At 65.9% G+C, this 18,419-nt stretch carries 18 protein-coding genes; 9 read left to right on the top strand and 9 right to left on the bottom strand.

Annotation, left to right across the window (positions count from 1 at the left end; all coding sequences use genetic code 11):
- Positions 1-172: 172 nt before the first annotated feature.
- The 6 genes from cbiB to cobT all read right to left on the bottom strand — a co-directional run bounded on the left by cbiB (position 173) and on the right by cobT (position 4,566).
- Positions 173-1,153 (bottom strand): adenosylcobinamide-phosphate synthase CbiB, encoded by a 981-nt coding sequence (gene cbiB / locus D7D26_RS06275; protein WP_120372465.1) that lies wholly within the window; start codon positions 1,151-1,153, stop codon positions 173-175.
- Positions 1,150-1,725 carry a histidine phosphatase family protein gene (locus tag D7D26_RS06270; RefSeq protein ID WP_158606288.1) on the bottom strand — a complete coding sequence of 192 codons (576 nt, stop codon included), beginning with the start codon at positions 1,723-1,725 and terminating at the stop codon, positions 1,150-1,152. The genes cbiB and D7D26_RS06270 overlap by 4 nt, the downstream gene beginning before the upstream one ends.
- Complete coding sequence (locus tag D7D26_RS06265; protein WP_158606287.1) at positions 1,710-2,498, bottom strand: adenosylcobinamide-GDP ribazoletransferase; 789 nt, start codon at positions 2,496-2,498, stop codon at positions 1,710-1,712. The genes D7D26_RS06270 and D7D26_RS06265 overlap by 16 nt, the downstream gene beginning before the upstream one ends.
- Positions 2,486-3,007, bottom strand: coding sequence for a bifunctional adenosylcobinamide kinase/adenosylcobinamide-phosphate guanylyltransferase (locus tag D7D26_RS06260; protein WP_120372462.1), 522 nt, complete (start codon positions 3,005-3,007; stop codon positions 2,486-2,488). The genes D7D26_RS06265 and D7D26_RS06260 overlap by 13 nt, the downstream gene beginning before the upstream one ends.
- A 52-nt stretch (positions 3,008-3,059) precedes the next feature.
- Positions 3,060-3,380, bottom strand: a complete 321-nt coding sequence (locus tag D7D26_RS06255; RefSeq protein ID WP_120372461.1) for a cysteine-rich small domain-containing protein — start codon at positions 3,378-3,380, stop codon at positions 3,060-3,062.
- Between the two features lie 124 nt (positions 3,381-3,504).
- Positions 3,505-4,566, bottom strand: a complete 1,062-nt coding sequence (gene cobT / locus D7D26_RS06250) for a nicotinate-nucleotide--dimethylbenzimidazole phosphoribosyltransferase (protein WP_120372460.1) — start codon at positions 4,564-4,566, stop codon at positions 3,505-3,507.
- Positions 4,567-4,715: 149 nt separating this feature from the next.
- Here cobT and D7D26_RS06245 point away from each other — a divergent pair, with 149 nt between their 5' ends.
- Complete coding sequence (locus tag D7D26_RS06245) at positions 4,716-5,450, top strand: aspartate/glutamate racemase family protein (RefSeq protein ID WP_342447424.1); 735 nt, start codon at positions 4,716-4,718, stop codon at positions 5,448-5,450.
- An 85-nt stretch (positions 5,451-5,535) separates the two neighbouring features.
- Here the strand turns inward: D7D26_RS06245 and D7D26_RS06240 are convergent, their stop codons facing one another.
- Both D7D26_RS06240 and D7D26_RS06235 read right to left on the bottom strand, forming a co-directional pair.
- The gene (locus D7D26_RS06240) at positions 5,536-6,681 is read right to left on the bottom strand and encodes a DUF362 domain-containing protein (RefSeq protein ID WP_120372459.1); all 1,146 of its coding nucleotides are present in this window, start codon (positions 6,679-6,681) and stop codon (positions 5,536-5,538) included.
- Positions 6,682-6,737: 56 nt separating this feature from the next.
- Positions 6,738-8,186 carry a M20 family metallopeptidase gene (locus D7D26_RS06235; protein WP_120372458.1) on the bottom strand — a complete coding sequence of 483 codons (1,449 nt, stop codon included), beginning with the start codon at positions 8,184-8,186 and terminating at the stop codon, positions 6,738-6,740.
- A 333-nt stretch (positions 8,187-8,519) separates the two neighbouring features.
- Between D7D26_RS06235 and D7D26_RS06230 the strand changes: the two genes are divergently transcribed.
- The 3 genes from D7D26_RS06230 to D7D26_RS06220 all read left to right on the top strand — a co-directional run bounded on the left by D7D26_RS06230 (position 8,520) and on the right by D7D26_RS06220 (position 12,860).
- A complete protein-coding gene (locus D7D26_RS06230) occupies positions 8,520-9,719 on the top strand; it encodes a dicarboxylate/amino acid:cation symporter (RefSeq protein WP_078016438.1) in 1,200 nt (399 codons plus the stop codon).
- Positions 9,720-9,961: 242 nt separating this feature from the next.
- A complete protein-coding gene (locus D7D26_RS06225; RefSeq protein WP_168170060.1) occupies positions 9,962-11,335 on the top strand; it encodes an MATE family efflux transporter in 1,374 nt (457 codons plus the stop codon).
- Positions 11,336-11,873: 538 nt separating this feature from the next.
- Entirely contained in the window at positions 11,874-12,860 is a 987-nt protein-coding gene (locus tag D7D26_RS06220; protein ID WP_120372457.1) for an aspartate-semialdehyde dehydrogenase, read from the top strand.
- Positions 12,861-12,872: 12 nt separating this feature from the next.
- On the opposite strand, the gene D7D26_RS12145 is transcribed toward D7D26_RS06220, so the two are convergent.
- Positions 12,873-13,088, bottom strand: coding sequence for a hypothetical protein (locus tag D7D26_RS12145; protein WP_147413052.1), 216 nt, complete (start codon positions 13,086-13,088; stop codon positions 12,873-12,875).
- Positions 13,089-13,106: 18 nt separating this feature from the next.
- Between D7D26_RS12145 and dapA the strand changes: the two genes are divergently transcribed.
- The 5 genes from dapA (at position 13,107) to D7D26_RS06190 (ending at position 18,049) form a co-directional block, all read left to right on the top strand.
- A complete protein-coding gene (gene dapA, locus D7D26_RS06215; RefSeq protein ID WP_078016435.1) occupies positions 13,107-13,997 on the top strand; it encodes a 4-hydroxy-tetrahydrodipicolinate synthase in 891 nt (296 codons plus the stop codon).
- Positions 13,997-14,644, top strand: a complete 648-nt coding sequence (locus D7D26_RS06210; protein ID WP_078016434.1) for a 4-hydroxy-tetrahydrodipicolinate reductase — start codon at positions 13,997-13,999, stop codon at positions 14,642-14,644. Before dapA ends, D7D26_RS06210 begins: the two co-directional genes overlap by 1 nt.
- Positions 14,645-14,671: 27 nt before the next feature.
- Entirely contained in the window at positions 14,672-15,370 is a 699-nt protein-coding gene (gene dapD / locus D7D26_RS06205; protein ID WP_078016433.1) for a 2,3,4,5-tetrahydropyridine-2,6-dicarboxylate N-acetyltransferase, read from the top strand.
- Between the two features lie 3 nt (positions 15,371-15,373).
- Positions 15,374-16,618: an aspartate kinase gene (locus tag D7D26_RS06200; protein ID WP_078016432.1), complete on the top strand. Its 1,245-nt coding sequence runs from the start codon at positions 15,374-15,376 to the stop codon at positions 16,616-16,618.
- Between the two features lie 285 nt (positions 16,619-16,903).
- Positions 16,904-18,049, top strand: a complete 1,146-nt coding sequence (locus D7D26_RS06190) for a M20 metallopeptidase family protein (RefSeq protein ID WP_078016430.1) — start codon at positions 16,904-16,906, stop codon at positions 18,047-18,049.
- Positions 18,050-18,419: the final 370 nt, after the last annotated feature.

Here is an 18,419-nt window from a genome sequence, read left to right as displayed (position 1 = left end):
CATGTACCCCGGCGCGGCTCATACTATTTCTTAATTAAAAAGCCGAACGCAAGGGCGCTGCGGGGGAGATTCACAAAGCGAGCTGCGCAGACCGCGCAGCGGTCGAGATAGTCCTGAGCGACTGGACTCCCCCGTAGCGCCCTGCAAACTATGTCAGCGTTTTGATCAAAAATTAGTATCGAAAGCCGCGGACAATCAGAAGGCGCAGCGCCAGCGCGAAGAAGAAGGAGAGCGCGGCGGTCGCGAAAAGGAGCTTGTGGGCGCGGGCGATGTCGGCGGTCTCCACGGGGCGCAGCGGATCGCCGAGGAACGGTTTGGCCTCGACCTGTCCGCCGTAGCTGGCGGGGCCGGCCAGCCGGACGCGCAGCGCCCCCGCGCAGGCGGCTTCGGCGTGGGCGGAGTTGGGGCTGGCGTGCCTGAGGCGGTCGCGGCGGAAGATCCGCCACGCGTTGGCCATGTCGAAGCGGCACAGTCCGGCGGCGGCGACCATCAGCAGCCCGGCCAGGCGGGCGGGGACGAAGTTGACGAAGTCGTCGAGACGAGCGGCGGCCGTGCCGAACCGGCGGTAACGCTCGTTCTTGTAGCCGATCATCGAGTCCATGGTGTTGACGGCCTTGCAGAAGCAGCCTCCGGGCACGCCGAAAAGTCCGATCCAGAACAGCGGCGCGACCACGCCGTCGGCGGTGTTCTCGGCCACGGTCTCGACGGCGGCTTCGACGACGCCGGTCTCGTCGAGGAACTCGGTGTCGCGCCCGACGATCATCGAAAGCCAGTAACGCGCGCTTTGCAAGTCGCCGGCTTCCAGCGCCGCGGCGACCTTGCGGCTTTCGTCGCGGAGGGAACGCGCCGCCAAAAGCTGATAACAGAAAAAGCTCTCCGCCGCCAGCCCGGCCCAGAACGAACGGTCGTACAGGGCGCGCAGCAGCAGCGCCGGCAGCGCCGTGCAGACGGCGGCGACGGTCAGGGCCAGCAGGGCCCCCGCGGCGCGCTCGCCCCGTTTCGTGGGGGGGAAGAGCGGGCGCAGGATCTTTTCGCCCCAGGCGATCAGTTTGCCGGCGAAGACGACGATGTGGGGAAAGCCGTGCGGGTCGCCGCACAGCAAATCGAGCGCGAAACCGACGGTCAGCGCCGCCGCCGAAGCGGGGAACGTCATGCGAGGTCGCCGCCTTCGAGGCGCAGGCGCGCGCCGTCCCAGACGCAGCGCACGACGCCGCAGTTTTTCACGAAGCCGTCGTAAAAGGGGCGCGGCGGCTCGCAGAACTCGCTGAGGACGGCCATGATCGTGCCGCCGTGAACGACCGCGGCGATACGGCCGCAGCCGCGCGACTGCGCGGTCATGTCCATAAATCCTTGGCGGCAGCGCCGCCGCAGCGCCGCCATGTCTTCGCCGCCGGGGATCGGCCCTTCGCCGCGCGATTCGAGCCAGGCGGCGTAGGCGGGGTCGCCGCGTGCGAGCTGGTCGTGCGACCGCCCCTCGAAGCGGCCGAAGTCGATCTCGACGAACGCCCCGATCACGACCGGTTCGAGGCGCGGAAAGAGGATCGCGGCGGTCTGGCGGCAGCGGCGCAGCGGGCTGACGAAGATTTTTTCCACCGGCGGCAGTCCGGCGGCGCAGACGCGGGCCTGCGTGACGCCGAGTTCGCAAAGCGGCTCGTCGCGGCGGCCGAGATAGAGACGCGCCCGGTTGCTGACCGTCGCGCCGTGACGGATCAGAAGGATCCGCACAGCGCGAACCTCGCGATCTCCGCGGCCTGTCCCAGCGCCATGCCGGCCAGCATGGCCAGCTCGAGCGTCTGCACGAAAAATCCCGACGTGTCGCCGGTGATGCCGCCGAAGCGCCTCTCCGCCATGGCGTGATAGGCAAACCACGCCGCCACGGCGCCCAGCAGCGCGCCGGTGCCGGCGTACAGGTCGCAGAAGTCCATGGCGACCGCGCAGGCGGCGATCCATCCCCAGGCGCAGCGGCGCACCAGCAGCGTCTGCGCCGGCTGCTGAAAACGCGCCAGCATGCCGCCGCCGCGGGCGTTTTTGCGGCTGAGCACCGACAGCACGGAGACGGCGCGCGACATCGTGAAGATCAGGCAGAAGACTCCCGGCAGCCCCGCCGCCTCGCTGACGAGGCCGAGGTCGAGCACGATGTAAACGCCGCAGTAAATGATCGCGAACGCGCCGGCGCGCGAGTCCTTCATGATCTCGAGACAGCGCTGCGGCGGCTGATGGGACGCAAGGGCGTCCACGGTGTCGCAGAAGCCGTCCATGTGGATGCCGCCGCTGACCAGCAGCGGCACGGCCACGGCCACGGCGCTGCGCAGCAGCAGATTGAAGCCGGCAAACCAGCACAGCCACAGCCACGCGCCCTGCGCCGCGCCGATCAACAGGCCGACCGCGGGCAGGAAGCAGAACGAGCGGGCCAGCGACTTTTCGTCCCATCCGCACTGCGGCACGGGAACCGCCGAATACGTGGACAGCGCGATCCAAAACGGTTTCAGCCAATCCATGGACATTCTCCCTTCAGCAGCCGCGGCGCGCCGCCGCGCATTTCGATCACCGCGTCGGCCGCGGCGGCCAGTCGTTCGTTGAGGCGATTCAGTGCCGCCGCGTAATCTTTCGTGGCCGCGTCGCAGCCGTCGCCGCTCACCCCGCCGATCGTCACGGCGATCACCACGGCGGCGCGCCCGGCGAGAGAAACGATCTGGCGCAGCGCCTCGTTCTCCGCATCGGGGCGGCCGCGGCCGAACATCTCGTTGGCGAGCAGGTTGGACACGTCCTCGAGCAGCACCAGCGCGTCCGTTCCGGCGGAAATCCCGTCGAGCCCGCGCGGGCACTCCGCGGTGACGAATCCCTGCCCGGCGCGTTGGCGGCGGTGCCTGTCGACGCGGGCCGCGCCCTCGACCCCGCAGGGGACCATCGTCGCGGCGTAAATCCTGGGGCCGGAAAAGCGCGAAGCGATCGTTTCGGCAAAACGGCTTTTCCCGCTGTTGCTGGCGCCGGTCAGTAAAATCAGCATCCGTCACGCCTCGTGCGACTTCGGGCGCGAAGATGTTCCACGTGGAACATTCTCATTCTTCGTCCTTCGCGGCGGCCCGCTCGCGCTCCTGCATGGCCTTGACGATCTTCGTGAAGCGCGCGGCGATGTAGCCATAGCTGTCGCGCCGGTGCGGGATCAGGCAGTTCGAGCAGTCCTTGACGCCGTTTTCGAGGTAACGGAAGTTGCCGCCGCACTCGCGCCCGAGGCAGTACAGCGGACAATAACAGAACAGGCAGTTGAAGTCCTCCGGCGCGACTCCCCTGTGACACGGGAAGAACTCGCAGTCTTTGTGGCTGAAGAACGAATATTTGCATTCCTCCGGCTTTTTGTTCATGACGTCTTTTCTGCTCACGCGATCCCCTCCTGTGCTGGAAGCAAAGGCTACGATGGCGAACGGAAAAAACGCTCGGGCTTTCGCGAGTCGCCGGCGGCGTTTTTTCTCCGTTTTTTCGTGGTGGATTTTGTTCTCAAAAACTTTATGACTGCGGCGTGTAGGCTTCCATGCCGATGTCGCTGAAGACGAGACCGTCGTAGAGCGCCATGGCCATGTCCAGCAGCGGGAACAGGCACAGCGCCCCCGTGCCCTCGCCGAGGCGCATCCCGGCGCGGATCACCGGCTTCAGTCCCAGCTCGTCGAAGACCCTGCGCGCCGCCGGTTCCGCCGACATGTGGCTGGGAATCATGGCGAAGGCGCAGCCGGGGCACAGCCGGCGCGCCGCGAGCGCGCTGACGGCGCTGATGACGCCGTCGATCACCACGGGCAGACGGCACATCGCGCCGCCGATGAACAGCCCCGCCATGGCGGCGATGTCGAAGCCCCCCAGCTTGCCGAGCACGTCCAGAGCGTCGCCCGCGTCGGGGCGGTTGACGGCGATGCCCTTTTCGATCGCCGCGATCTTGCGCTTCAGCCCTGCGTCCGAAAGCCCGGCGCCGCGTCCGGTGATCCCGCGCGGCTCGCAGCCCAGCAGCACGGCGGCCACGGCGGCGCAGGTCGTGGTGTTGCCGATGCCCATCTCGCCCGTGGCGATCAGGCGGTAGCCCTTTTCGCGGCACTCGCGCGCCGTTTCGATGCCGACGCCGATCGCCCACAGCGCCTGTTCGCGCGTCATCGCCGGGCCGGAAGTGAAGTCGCGCGTGCCGGCGGCGACGCGGCGGCTGATCAGCCCCGGCGCCTCGGGCGGATATTTCACGCCCACGTCCACGGGGATCACGTCCACGCGCGCCACGCGCGCCATCAGGTTGGCGGAGGAACAGCCCTTCGCCAGATCTGCGGCCACCAGCGCCGTGATCGACTCGTCCGTCTGCGTCACGCCCTGCGCGATCACGCCGTTGTCGGCGCACATCACCACCAGCGCTCGTTTGCCGATGTCGAAGCGTGCCTCGCCCGTGATCCCGGCGATCCGCGTCACCAGGTCCTCGAGCGCGCCCAGGCTTTTCAAGGGCTTGGCGACGAGGCTCCAGCGTTCCAGCGAAGCCTTGACCGCCGCCGCGTCGGGGCCGGTCAGGCGCGAGTTGATTTCGTTCAGATCGACGTTCACGTGAGTTTTCCCCTTTGTCGTGCGGAATTTGCCGCGCCCGGCGAACCGCGCGCTTTTTTCGCCCCTATTCTATCACTCGCGCGCCGTTCCCCCAAACGGCGGCCGTTTGACAGCGTCCGCAAACGGGAATAAGATAATCGGCGCGCTCTGTGAGCGGCAAATTTTGCGAAACGCAGGTGAACGACATGATCCCTCGAAAGATCCTCGGCGTTTACGGCGGCATGGGCCCGGCGGCCTCGGCCGAATTTCTGCGCCTGCTGGCGGCGATGGCCCCGGCGAAGCGCGACCAGGAACATCCCGTCGTCTACGTTTACTCCAACGCGCAGACGCCCGACCGCACGGCGGCGTTTTTCGGCCGCGGCGAAAGCCCCGCCGCCGCGCTGCGCCAGGGGCTGGACACGCTGTGCGGCTGGGGCGCCGATCTGCTGGCCGTGCCCTGCAACACGGCGCACATCTTCATCGATCCGTTCCGCGCCCAGCTGCGCTCGCCGCTGATCCACATCGTCGAAGCCACCGTCGCCGACGCGGTCAGAGCCGCGCCCGACGGCTGCTGGATCATCGCCACCGGCGCGACGATGGATTCGGGCATCTACGAGAAGGAAGCGGCGCGCCGCGGCTACCGCTTCTTCGCCCCCAGCGAAGAAGTCCGCGAACTGGCGACCCAAGCCATCGTCCGCGTCAAGGCCGGCGAACTGAAAGCCGGCGGCGCGGTCATGGAAGAGATCGCCGCCAGGCTGTGGGCCGTCCGCCGCGCCCCGATCGTTACCGCCTGCACGGAACTGCCGCTCGCCTACGACGCCAGCTCGCTGCCGCCGGAAATGGGCATCTCCAGCCTGCGCAGTCTCTCGCGCGCCTGCCTCGAAGCCCTCTACGCGGAAGAGTAGAAAAGACGAACGGAGATCACGAACCGCGAGGGCGGGCGATTGGCCAAAATCCAATCGCCCGCCCTCGCGGTTTTTCGCGCCGGATTCAAATTTTCCCGCGCCCGGCGCGGCGCGTTTTCCTCAGCAGAGCGAACAGCTTCATCAGCGCCCCTTCGCGGAAAGCGACGGCGTCGCGGGGGCACATCTCGTGACAGCAGTAACAGCGGATGCATGCGGCGTAGTCGAAAACCAGCGTTTCGTTTTCCAGCCTCAGCGCCTCGGCGGGACAGACGGCGACGCAGCGGCCGCAGGCGATGCAGCGCTCGCGAATCTGCTCGGGGCGCGAGGCGAGAAAGCGCCGCCCGAAGCGGTCCATAAAGCGCGGCATCAGGCTGAGCTCGTCCAGCGCCGGGATGTCGACGTCGGGGAAACGGCCGGAGGGATCGAAGTCGCCGCGCCACTTTACGCCGCTCAGATCGCAGCCTGCGAAGCCGCGGGCACGGGCCGCCTGCAGCAGAAAGAAATCCTGCGGAGGCAGCCCCATCATGGCCGACAGCGCCGCGTCGAGCGCCAGCGCATCGCCGCTCGCGCCGATCAGGCCGAAAGCGCGCGGCCGGCCGTTGCCGGGGCCGCGCCCTTCCATGCCGATGACGCCGTCGACGATCGAGAGCAGGGGCGGCAGCGACAGCGAAATGTCCAGCAGCAGATCGGCGAAACGGCGGCGGTCCAGTCCCACGGCATAGTGCCATTGGGCCTTGCGCGTGCCGACGACAGTGCCGAAAAGATTTTTGACCGCCAGCGACAGCTGCATCTGGCAGTGTGTTTTCATTTTCGGCAGGCTGACGACGGCGTCGGCCTCGAGCGCGTCGGCCGAAAGCTCGAGCCGTTTGTTGACGCGTCCCGCCGCCGGCGGACAGAGCGTGGAGCGCCCCAGCTCCTGCACCGGCACGCCGAGGCGCGCTCCCACCTCGCCGATGCCCGATGCCTTCGCCACCCGCGCGAACGGTTCGATGCCCGGACTGTCGCCGATCACCGGCCGGCAGCCCAGGTCGAGCAGGGCGCGGCAGACCGAATCGACGAGCGCCGGGTGGGTGGTCACGCATTTGTCCGGCGCGCGGGCGGCGAGCATGTTGGGCTTGACCAGCACGTACCCGCCGCGCGGGAATGCGCGCAGCGACAGACATTCCCGCACGATCGGATCGAGCCGTGCGGGCGAGTAGTCTTCACAGTGAAAAAGCGCGACGGTCGTCACGGGCTGACTCTCCTTGGGAAAAATCCGCCGGCCGGGACGGAAAAGGCGGGGCGCGTTCAGCTTTTCGCGCCGGAAAGGCCGCGCGGTGTGACGCCCTTGGGGATAGGCACGTAGGTCTCGCCCCGCAGGCGCTCTTTCAGTTCCTCCTGGGCTTTCTTGAGCAGTTCGGGATCGGTCATCAGGTCGTAGCCGGCCGCGGCCATGACCTTGCCGGCCTGGAGCATGCCCTTGTGCGCCAGCGGCGATTTTCCGACCGTCACGACCTGCCAGGAATGACCGGGCGTGCTGTTGGCCCAGGTGCCCATGTAGATCTGGGCCGTGGGCGTCTGCCAGGACACGTCGCCCACGTCGGTGGAGCCGCCCATGGGAACGCCCGAGGGCACGTAGGGCAGGATGCGGCGCGGCAGCGGATCCTTTTTGGCTTCTGCGAGGGCCTCGCGCCCCGCCTCGCCGGCGCCCCTGACGCGCTTTTCCAGATCTTCGAAGCGCCCCGGCTCGGGCGTGGTCTCGAAGATCTTGCGCGCGAGCTCCTCGTCGGCGGTGTCGAAATGGGGCGCGCCGAAGAATTCGAGATTTTTTTGCAGGCAGCGCTCCATCGTCTCGTTGTTGACGATGTTGGCGCAGGATTTGACGAAATCCTTTTCCACCGTCGTGTCGGTCATCAGCGCCGCGCCCCGGGCGATGCGGTCGACGCGCTCGACGATCTCCTTCACCTGACCGCTCTTGGGGGCGCGCAGCAGGTAGAGCACCTCCGCGTAGGGCTGCACGACGTTGGGCGAGACGCCGCCCGCATCGGTGATGGCGTAGTGCATGCGCGCTTCCTGAATGACGTGCTCGCGCAAAAACTGCACGCCCACGTTCATCAGCTCGACGGCGTCGAGGGCGCTGCGGCCGAGATGGGGCGCGGCGGCCGCGTGGGCGCTGACGCCGCGGAAGCGGTAATAGATCTGCGCGTTGGCCAGCGACGAGGTGCCGGCGGTGAAGGTGCAGTTGGACGGGTGCCAGGTGACGGCGGCGTCCACGTCGGCGAAGACGCCCTCGCGGACCATGAAGGCCTTGCCGCTGCCGCCCTCTTCGCCGGGGCAGCCGTAATAGCGCACGGTGCCTTTCAGTCCCTGTTCCTGCATGACTTTTTTCAGCGCCGCGGCGGCGGCGATGGAGGCGACGCCGAGCAGATTGTGTCCGCAGCCGTGCCCGTTGCCGCCGGGGACTTCCGGATCCCTGCGGTCGAGCCCGGCCTTCTGGCTCAGCCCGGCCAGCGCGTCGAACTCGCCGAGGAAAGCGATCACGGGGCGTCCTTCGCCCCATTCGCCGCAGAACGCCGTCTCCACGCCGCCGACGTTCGTCGCCACGTTGAACCCCTCTTCCTCGAGCAGGCGGATCTGCGCCGCCATCGACTTGTGCTCGCGAAACGCCGTCTCCGCGTAGCCCCAGATCTCGTCGGCCGTTTCGGCGTAACGGACGCCGCGCGATTCGATGATCTCGCCGATTTTTTTCTTGTCCATGGAACATCGCTCCCTTCAAAGAATGACGCCGCTTCCGCAGGTCCATGCCGGCCGCGGAATGTTTGAGATTTTTATTATAGCGCCTTCCTTTTCTCCTGCGCAAGAAAGCTTTCGGCTCGCCGCATTCCGGCCGGCCGCGCGGATAAAACGTTGCGAGGTTTTCTGAATTTGCGGTCTATTCCCAATGTTTTTCGACGAAAATCTCGCGGATGCCGTCGAAATTTTCATTAAAAGACAGCATTGAATCGGCCGTTCCGTGTTATATAATTTTACTTAAGCAGTTTCTGCTGCGACTTTTATTTATCGTTTTTATTTATCTGAGGAGGGGTTCTCATGGCAGAAAAACGCGGAGTTCCTTTGATTTGGCAGATCAGCATCGGTTTTGTCGCCGGCATCCTGTTCGGCAGAATGGCCGCGCCGGATGTGGTGGCGTATGTGGACCCCCTTGGCAAGATCTTCATGGCCCTGCTGAGCATGCTGATCGTGCCGCTGGTCCTGTCGAGCCTCGTCGTCGGCGTGGCGTCGCTGGGCGACCTCAAGTCGCTGGGCCGCATCGGCGTGAAGACGATCGCCCTTTATCTGGTCACCACGGCGGTCGCCATCGCCATCGGTCTGGCTCTGGGCAATCTCATGCAGCCGGGCGCCGGCATGGACATCGCCCTTGCCAAGGCGGTCGAAGGCAAGGCCGCGCCCTCGCTGGGGCAGGTGCTGACGAACATGTTCCCGAAGAACGCCTTCGCGTCGATGGTCAATGCCAACATGCTGCAGATCATCGTCTTCGCGCTGTTCCTCGGCGTTTCCATGACGCTGGCCGGAGAGAAGGGCAAGCCCGCGCTCGACTTCTTCAACTCGATAGCGGAGACGATGTACAAGATGACCGCGATCGTCATGAAGTTCGCGCCTTACGGCGTCTTCGCGCTGATCGCCGTGACCGTTTCCAAGTACGGCGCCGCGGTGCTGCTCCCCTTCATAAAAGTCATCGGCGCCGTCTACATCGGCTGCATCCTGCACGCCGTGCTCGTCTATTCCGGGCTGGTCGCCGTTTTTGCGCGCAAGAGCCCGCTGTGGTTCTTCAAGGGCATCAAGGAAGCCAGCCTGACGGCGTTCGTCACGCGCTCCAGCTCGGGCACGCTGCCCGTCACGATGGAGTGCTGCCATAACATGGGTGTTCCCGACAAGGTGGCGTCCTTCGTGCTGCCCTTGGGGGCGACGATCAACATGGACGGCACGGCGCTGTATCAGGGCGTCTGCGCGCTGTTCATCGCCCAGGCCTTCGGCATCCCGCTGAGTCTGACGGCCCAGCTCGGCATTCTCGTCACCGCCACGCTCGGTTCGATCGGCACGGCCGGCGTTCCCGGCGGCGGGCTGATCATGCTCACCCTCGTCACCACCCAGGCCGGCTTGCCCATGGAAGGCGTGGCCATGATCGCCGGCATCGACGCGGTGCTCGACATGATCCGTACGTCGCTGAACATCACCGGCGACGCGGCCGTGGCGACGGTGGTCGCCAAGAGCGAAGGCGCCGAACTGTAAGTTCGGGCGGGGAAAGAATCGCCGACAGCGAATTGAGAACAAGAAAACGCTCTCCCGACAGTGTCGCGGGAGAGCGTTTTCTTGTTCTGTCCGGCGCGGGCGGCGTCGTTGTTTTTTTCGCTTGGCAAGGTATAAAAAGTCTTGAACGACTTAACTCTTTCAGTGCGGCGGCGTTGCAGTGATAAAATAATCAATTATGTTTTTGCGGGCGCGAGCGTCGTTTATGAAATCGGGTGAATCGTATGGAGCGCGGGAACAATCAAATCGTCGAGGGCGTGATCTGGAAGCAGCTGCTGGCCTTTTTCTTCCCGATCATGCTGGGCACGTTTTTTCAGCAGCTGTACAACACGGTCGACGCGGTCGTGGTCGGCCGCTACGTGGGCAAGGTGGCGCTGGCGGCCGTGGGCGGCCCGACGAGCACGGTGATCGCGCTGCTGGTGGGCTTTTTCGCCGGGCTGTCGACGGGCGCCACGGTGGTGATCGCGCAGTTTTTCGGCGCCGGCGACCCGGAACGCACGTCGCGTGCGGTGCACACGGCGATGGTTCTGGCGCTGGCGGCCGGCGCGGCGATGACGGTCCTGGGCGTGACGGCCGCGGGGTGGACGCTGGAAAAGATGCGCACGCCGCCGGACGTGATGCCTCACGCCGTGTCGTATCTGCGCATTTACTTCGCGGGCATCGTTCCCTCGCTGCTGTACAACATGGGCTCGGGGATTTTGCGCGCCAAGGGCGACTCGAAGCGCCCGTTCTATCTGCTGGCGGGCGGCACGGCGGTCAATCTCGCCGCCGATCTGCTGCTGATCGTGCGTTATAACTGCGGCGTGGACGGCGTGGCCTACGCCACGATCCTCTCGCAGGGATTCTGCGCCGCGGGCGTGTGGTGGCTGCTGGCGCGCGAATCGGGGCCGTTCCGGCTGGAGCTCCGCAAGCTGCGCTGCGACTGGCTGCTGCTGCAGAACATCATCCGTATCGGTCTGCCGACGGGGATCCAGGCGACGATGTACTCGTTTTCCAACGTCATCATTCAGGCGGTCACCAACAAGTTCGGCGTGGACGTGGTGGCGGCCTGGGCGACGCTGGGCAAGATCGACGCGCTCTACTGGATGGTGATGTCGGCATTCGGCATGGCGCTGTCGACGTTCTCGGGACAGAACTTCGGGGCGCGGCGCTACGGCCGCGTGATCCGCAGCATCCGCGTCTGCTCGCTGATGGCTTTCGTCGCCACGGGGATCATCGTGACGGCATTCCTGTCGGGCGGCGAGTTCTGGTTCCGCATTTTCACCGACGATCCGCAGGTCATCGGCCAGGGGCTCATGCTGATGCGGCTGATGGTGCCGTGGTATTTCTCCTACGTGGTGGTGGAGACGATCTCCGGCGGCATCCGCGGCACGGGCGATTCGCTGGCCCCCACGGCGATCATGGCCGTCGGCGTGTGCGCGTTCCGGCTGGCCTGGATGTGGCTGGTGGTGCCCTCGCACTGGGACATCCGCGTCGTGGCCTGGAGCTATCCGATCAGCTGGGCGCAGACGGCGGCGTTGTTCGTGCTGTACTATTTCTGCAGCGGCTGGATGAAGCGCAGCATCGCCCGGGCGGGGCACCTGCATGCGGCGGCGTGATATTTTCAAAATCGTGAGAATTTTCTCCCTTGACAGTTTGAGAAATGAGGCTATAATTTCACCCATAACTGAAGAGCGATATAAAGGCGTTGAACCGGATCTCCTTGAAGAGCGTGTCGCCGTGCCAGAGAGGAAGCCCCGCAGGCTGAAAGGGCTTTCAGCGCGATTTTTTTGAGGAGCAAGGCCCGGGGAGCCGGAATGGAAAGGCTTGTGTGCCGGAGTACATTTCCCGAACTGACCCTCCGTGACCGGGGTCCAAGCGGGGCGTGAGATGGAATGCGTCCAAGCAGGGTGGTACCGCGAGACTGTGATGGCTCGTCCCTACAGAACGATGTGGGGGCGAGTTTTTTTAGTATGGCGGTACACCGTGCGCGGCGGCGCGAAATCGCGCCCAAGCAGGGTGGTACCGCGTGCTGGAGGCTGAACGGCGCGTCCCTGTGCGTTCAGTTTCGGGCGCACGGAGATGCGCCGTTTTTGAGCCGAAATTTCAATCGCAGAAAAATTGAAACGCTTTTTTCACAGGGAGGAGTCGGGTAAAATGAAACTGGCGGTGGTAGGTGCGACGGGCGAAGTCGGCCGCACGATGGTCCGCGTTTTGGAGGAGCAGGGAGTCCGCCCCGGGACGATCCGCTTTTTCGCTTCGCCCCGCAGCGCGGGAAGGGAACTGGAGTTCGCCGGCCGCCGCGTGGCGGTCGAGGGATTGACGAAGGAGTGGGTCCCCGCCGGGACGTTCGATTACGTGATCATGTCGGCGGGGTCGGAGCTGTCGGCGTGGTTCGCCCCCGTCGCCGCGTCGCGCGGCGCGGTGGTGATCGACAACAGCTCGCGCTGGCGCATGGATCCGGAAAAGCTGCTGGTGGTGCCGGAAATCAACGGCGATCTGCTCGCGGGCTACCGCGGCATTATCGCCAATCCCAACTGTTCGACGATCCAGATGGTGCTGGGGCTGTACAAGGTGCACGAGCGCTTCGGCCTCAAAAACATCGTCGTCAGCACGTACCAGGCCGTCAGCGGCGCGGGACGGCGCGGCATCGACGAGCTGCTGGCGCAGGAGCGCGGCGGCACGAAATACGAGAAGTTCGCGGCGCCGATCCACCGCAACGTGGTGCCGCAGATCGACGCGTTTTTGGACAACGGCTTCACCAAGGAAGAGATGAAGATGGTCGACGAGCCGCGCAAGATCCTGCGCGACGGTTCGATCATGTGTTGGCCCACGACGGTGCGCGTGCCGGTGCTGTACGGCCACAGCGAAGCGGTCTTCGCGGAGACGCGCGAACCCTTCGGCACGATCGAAAAACTGCTCGAAGTGATGCGAACGCAGGAGCACGTGACCGTCAGCGACGAGCCCGTGGTCACGCCCGCGGTGGACGCCGCGGGCACGGACGCGACGTTCGTCAGCCGCGTGCGCAGCTTCGACGACACGCATTTTTTGCAGTGGAACGTGGCCGACAACGTGCGCGTGGGCGCGGCCACCAACGCCGTGCGCATCCTGCTCCGTCATGCGGCGCTGAACGGCGTGCGCTGAGCGGTTCGCCGTTCATGGGAAAATGTTCCACGTGGAACATTTTTCGCGTTTTGCTTTTTCACCCTTTGGAGTTGCTGAGTTTATCGTCATCTGATTTTCGCGGCGGAGAAAGAGTTTCCTTTTTTCGCGCGTCCGACGGCGGCGCGCCGCCGTGTTTTTCCGGTATTTTTGTTTTTCCCCGCTCCGCCGTTTCTCCGTGGTTGCTTTTGTTTTTAAGAAGACTTTCACGCAAAGGAGTGCATTTTCATGTTCAGAGGTACAGGCACCGCGCTGATCACGCCCTTCCGCAACGGAGCCGTCGACTTCGACGCGCTGGGCGAGCTTTTGAACTTTCAGGTGGAAAACGGCGTCGACGCGCTGATCGTGCTCGGCACCACGGGCGAGGCGGCGACGCTGACGCCCGCGGAGCGCGACGAGGTGATCTCCTTCGCGCTGCGCACGGTGGACGGGCGAATCCCCGTGATCATCGGCACGGGCACCAACAACACGGCGACGACCGTCGACCTGTCGCGCCGCGCCGAGGAGCTGGGCGCCGACGGCGCGCTGGTGGTGACGCCTTTCTACAACAAGCCCAACCAGGAAGGACTGTACCGGCATTTCCGCACCGTGGCCGAGTCCGTGAGGATCCCCGTGATTTTGTACAACGTGCCCGGGCGCACGGGCGTCAATCTGGCGCCGGAAACGGCGCTGCGCCTGGCCCGGATCGAGAACATCGTCGGCGTCAAAGAAGCCAGCGGCAACCAGTACCAGTGCGACAGCCTGATCCGCTCGCTGCGGGTCGTGCGTCCCGACTTCCGCGTCTGGTCGGGCAACGACGACCAGGCCTTCCACCTCGTCTGCTGCGGCGGCGACGGCGTCATCTCCGTGCTGTCCAACGTGCTGCCCGCGCAGACCGTGGCGATGATCGACGCCGCGCTCGGCGGCGACGTGGCGGCGGCGCGCCGGCTGCATCTGCGGCTGCTGCCGCTGATGAAGGATCTCTTCAACGAGTCCAACCCGATCCCCGTCAAGTTCGCCGCCGGCGAGCTGGGACTGTGCCGCGACGAGCTGCGTCTGCCGCTGGTGCCCGCCGGCGAAAGAACGCGCGAGCTGGTGCGCGCCGACCTGCTCGAACTGGGCGCGCTGGAGGCCGAATAATGGCGCTCTCCGTTCCCTATGGCGTGATCGGCTCCACCGGGCGCATGGGGCGCGAGATCGCGGCCGCCGCCGGCGGGACTCCCTGTCTCCGCGTCTGGGACGAGGGCGAGACCTGCGACGGCACGCCGCGCGTTATCTTCGACTTTTCGTCCGCCGCCGTCCTGCCGCGCACCGTCGAGCTGTGCCGCCGCCACAAAAGCGCGCTGGTCATGGGCACCACGGCGCTGAACGACGGGCACATGGCCGCGTTGCGCGGCCTCGCCGAGGAAGTTCCGGTCGTACAGAGCTTCAATTATTCCATCGGCATCGCCGTCATGGCCATGATCCTGCGCGAGTACGCGCCGCTGCTGGCCGACTGGGACGCCGAGATCGCCGAGGCGCACCACGTCCACAAGAAAGACGCGCCCTCCGGCACGGCGCTGATGCTGGGCAAAGCGCTGGGGCGCGACGTGCCCATGCACTCCTTCCGCCTCGGCGGCCTGCCGGGCGACCACGAGGCCCTGTTCGGCAACGAGGGCGAGACGCTCAGCGTCCGCCATCACGCCATCAGCCGCAGCGTCTTCGCCATCGGCGCGGTCAGGGCCGCGCGTTTCGCGCTGACGAAGGACAAGGGCCTGTTCACATTCGAAGACGTGGTGCGCGGCTGAGCGCGCCGTCATGAAGGAGTTTTCGCGATGAACACAGAAGAAGTGATCCGCCTCATCAAGGAGTCGAAAAAACGCACCGTCGCCCGCGCTTTCGTGGCCGGCGATCTCAAAGACGTCGAGTGGGGCGCGCTGCACTTCGTGGGCAGTTCCAGCTTCGGCACCGTCAAGGGCGACCTGCCCGAGATCCTCAAAGTTCTGGAAGCCAACGGCGACCGTATCGAGGACTGCGAGGTGGAAGTTTGCGCGCGCAACAGCGCCGTGCCGCTCGCCGACCTGACCCGCTACGAAGCCCGCATCGAACCCGGCGCGGTGATCCGCGACATGGTGGAGATCGGCAGAAACGCCGTGGTGATGATGGGGGCGGTGATCAACATCGGCGCTTCGGTCGGCGAAGGCGCGATGATCGACATGAACGCCGTGCTCGGCGGACGCGCGCAGGTGGGCAAAAACTGCCACATCGGCGCCGGCGCGGTGATCGCCGGCGTGGTCGAACCCGCCAGCGCCCAGCCGGTCGTCATCGAAGACGGCGTGCTCGTCGGCGCCAACGCCGTCGTGCTCGAAGGCGTCCGCGTCGGGGCCGGATCCGTCGTCGCCGCGGGCGCGGTCGTCACCGCCGACGTTCCCGCCGGCGTCGTCGTGGCCGGCACGCCTGCGCGCGTGATTAAAAACGTGGATTCCCGCACCGAGGGCAAGACGGCTGTCGTCGAAGCCCTGAGAGAGCTTTAGGAAATGGCGGCTCCCGCACAGATCGTCCGCACCGCGGTGCTGAAATACGGCGGCTCGTCCGTGGCCGACGCGGACAAGATCCGCGCCGTCGCCGCCAAAGTCGCCGCCCGCTGCCGGAGCGGCGAACGCCTGGTCGTCGTCGTCTCCGCCATGGGCAAGACCACCAACCGCCTCATCGACCTCGCCGCGGACGTGTCCGGCAACAGCGCCGGCTACAAGCGCGAGATGGACATGCTGATGGCCACGGGCGAACAGGTCTCGGCCGCGCTGCTGGCCATGGCCCTGCGCGACCTCGGATGCGACGCCCTGTCCATGAACGCCTATCAGATCGGCATGCTGACGACCAACGCCTACGGCGGCGCGCGCATCCGCGACATCGACGTCGGACGGATCCGCAAGGAACTTGACGAACGCGGCGTCGTCGTGGCGACGGGTTTTCAGGGCGTCGCGGAGAACGGCGACCTGACCACGCTCGGGCGCGGCGGCAGCGACACGTCCGCTATCGCCATCGCCGCGGCGCTGCGCTGCCCCTGCGAAATTTACAGCGACGTGGACGGCGTGTACGCCTGCGACCCGCGCATCATCCCCGAGGCCAAAAAACTGGAGTACGTCACCTACGAAGAGATGCTCGAAATGGCCTCCTCCGGCGCCAAGGTGCTGCACTCGCGCGGCGTGGAGATCGCCGACAAGCAGCAGGTGGAGCTCTACTGCGGCTCCACTTTTTCCGACGAAAGAGGCACGAGAATCGTGAAAAACCTTCCCGAATGGCTTGAGCATCCCGTCGTCACCGGCGTGGCCGTCGACGCCGACCAGATCAAGGTCAACCTGCGCGGCCTGCCCGAGGACGTGCACCTCTACACGCGCGTCTTCAACGAGCTGGCGGCGCGCTGCATCAACCTCGACATGATCACCATCGTCTCCGAGGGAGGCGAAGCGGCTGTAACGTTCTCCGTGATCCGCGGCGACGTGGGCCTAGTCCGCCCGGCCCTGGAAGCGGCCCTGCGGGGGCTGGACGGCTGGACGATGACCGTCGACGGCGAGGTCGCCAAAGTGTCGGCCATCGGCGTCGGCATGCAGGCGGCCTCCGGCGTGGCCGGGCGCTTTTTCGGCGCGCTCGAACGCGCCCGTATCGACGTGCTCGGCGCCACCACCTCGGAGATCAAGATCGCCGTGCTCGTGCCGCGCGCCCAGGCGCAGAGCGCCGCCGACGCGCTGATGACCGAGTTCGACCGCAAGGTCGGAGAGTGATTACCACCGCCTCGCGCCCGCCGCGGGGCTTTTTTTGAAACAAGGGGCGCCACGGAGAAGCGGCGAAGCGAAGGAAAACGCGCCGCCGCTGCGCGGCGAAAGCCAAAAGCAAAATTGCAGTGCGGGAATGAAGACTCTCGCCCATTTTTCGCAAAAACTTTCCGCGCAAAAAATATTCAAGAATTTTTCTTTTGGTTTTCTCCGTGTCTCCGTGGTAGCTTTTGTTCCCGCGCCATGAGAAAATACGGACGAATATCCAGATCGAACGCGACGAGGTGTGTGACGATGTATAAAAAAGCGCAAACCATCCAGCCCTGGCTGACGGAAGTGCATCAGGCGCTACACCGCATTCCCGAGCTGGACCGCGACCTGCCCGAGACGACCGCTTACGTGACGGAGCGCCTCGACGAGATGGGCGTGCCGCATTTTGCCTGCGCCGGCGGCCTCGTCGCCGAGCTGGCGGGCGAGCCGGGCGCGCCCGTCGTGGCGCTGCGCGCCGACATGGACGCGCTGCCCGTCACGGAAGCCACCGGGCTGCCTCAGGCGTCGCGCCACGCCGGCAAGATGCACGCCTGCGGGCACGACGCGCACATGGCCTGCGCTCTGGGAGCGCTGCGCCTGCTGCGCGGCGAGGGCAAACGCGCGGCGACCCTGCGCGTGCTCTTTCAGCCCGCCGAGGAGACCGACGGCGGCGCGGCGAAGATGATCGAAGCCGGAGCGCTCGACGGCGTTTCGTCGGCGCTGTGCCTGCACGTCGCCTCGTCGCTCGCGGTCGGTCAGATCGGCGTCATCTCCGGCCCGGCGCGCGGCGCCAGCGACATGTTCAACGTCACGCTGCGCGGGCGCGGCTGCCACGGCGCCTATCCCCACCTCGGCGCCGACGTCGTCGCCGGCGGCGCGCAGATCATCTCGGCCCTGCAGCTGCTGGTCAGCCGCGAGACCAGCCCGCTCGATCCGGCCGTGCTGACCGTGGGCAGGTTCGCCGCCGGCACGGCGCGCAATATCATCCCCGACAGCGCCGGGTTCGAGGGCATCGTGCGCACGCTGGACCCCGCCACGCGCGCGCGCATGGCGGCGCGCGTGCGCGAACTGGTCGGGGGCATGGCCGCGGCCCTGCGGCTGAGCGCCGAAGTGGAATTCATCGAAGGCTACCCGGCGCTGATCAACGACGCCGAAGTCGCCGAAGCCGTGCGCCGCGCCGGCGCGCGCGAGCTGGGGGCGGAAAACGTGATCGCGCCGCCCTGCCCGCAGCTGGGCGTGGACGACTTCGCCTGCATCGCCGAGCGCGTGCCGGGCTGCTACGTCGATCTCGGCGCGCGCCGCCCCGGCGGGGCCGAAGAGCCGCTGCACAGCCCGCGCTTTTATCCCGACGAGGGCTGCCTGCCCGTCGGCGCGGCGCTGATCGCCGCCTGGGCGCAGAGTCAGGCGTAAAGGACAAAGGCAAACAAGAGCCGCCGCGAAGACGCAAAGGCGCGAAGAAAGGCGAAAAACGAACGGCCGCCCGGCGGCGTTTCGTTTCCGGATCTTTCTCGGCGTCCCCGTGTGTTCGCGGCGGCTTTTTGTTTTATGGACGCTTGCATAATCTTGTTCTTATGATAAAATAACCTATAAAACAAAAAACGACGTAAAATTCATGTCTTTGCCGATTAAAATTTTCGATCGGCAGGGCGGCGCTCCGCGCCGCGGGAATTTTCGTTTGGTACGTCGTCGGCCGCTGGCGGCTGATACTATTTCTCAATTAAAGCACCTAACAATCCATTGTCTTGCGGTAATACTCCTTATGGTCTGAGCGGTGAGATTT

The organism is Pyramidobacter sp. CG50-2 (assembly GCF_003612005.1).
In the GTDB taxonomy this organism is placed as follows: domain Bacteria; phylum Synergistota; class Synergistia; order Synergistales; family Dethiosulfovibrionaceae; genus Pyramidobacter.
Note: the sequence above shows the minus strand (reverse complement) of the source record. Positions and strands in the feature narration are given on the sequence as shown.

Bases quoted from the DNA above. Each gene is read 5' to 3' on its own strand.
- D7D26_RS06225 (WP_168170060.1), top strand. From the start codon at position 9,962: ATGGAGCGCGGGAACAATCAAATCGTCGAGGGCGTGATCTGGAAGCAG.
- D7D26_RS06265 (WP_158606287.1), bottom strand. From the start codon at position 2,498: ATGGATTGGCTGAAACCGTTTTGGATCGCGCTGTCCACGTATTCGGCG.
- cbiB (WP_120372465.1), bottom strand. From the start codon at position 1,153: ATGACGTTCCCCGCTTCGGCGGCGGCGCTGACCGTCGGTTTCGCGCTC.
- D7D26_RS06190 (WP_078016430.1), top strand. From the start codon at position 16,904: ATGTATAAAAAAGCGCAAACCATCCAGCCCTGGCTGACGGAAGTGCAT.
- dapD (WP_078016433.1), top strand. From the start codon at position 14,672: ATGAACACAGAAGAAGTGATCCGCCTCATCAAGGAGTCGAAAAAACGC.
- D7D26_RS06230 (WP_078016438.1), top strand. From the start codon at position 8,520: ATGGCAGAAAAACGCGGAGTTCCTTTGATTTGGCAGATCAGCATCGGT.
- D7D26_RS06260 (WP_120372462.1), bottom strand. From the start codon at position 3,007: ATGCTGATTTTACTGACCGGCGCCAGCAACAGCGGGAAAAGCCGTTTT.
- D7D26_RS06235 (WP_120372458.1), bottom strand. From the start codon at position 8,186: ATGGACAAGAAAAAAATCGGCGAGATCATCGAATCGCGCGGCGTCCGT.
- D7D26_RS06220 (WP_120372457.1), top strand. From the start codon at position 11,874: ATGAAACTGGCGGTGGTAGGTGCGACGGGCGAAGTCGGCCGCACGATG.
- D7D26_RS06210 (WP_078016434.1), top strand. From the start codon at position 13,997: ATGGCGCTCTCCGTTCCCTATGGCGTGATCGGCTCCACCGGGCGCATG.
- dapA (WP_078016435.1), top strand. From the start codon at position 13,107: ATGTTCAGAGGTACAGGCACCGCGCTGATCACGCCCTTCCGCAACGGA.
- D7D26_RS06200 (WP_078016432.1), top strand. From the start codon at position 15,374: ATGGCGGCTCCCGCACAGATCGTCCGCACCGCGGTGCTGAAATACGGC.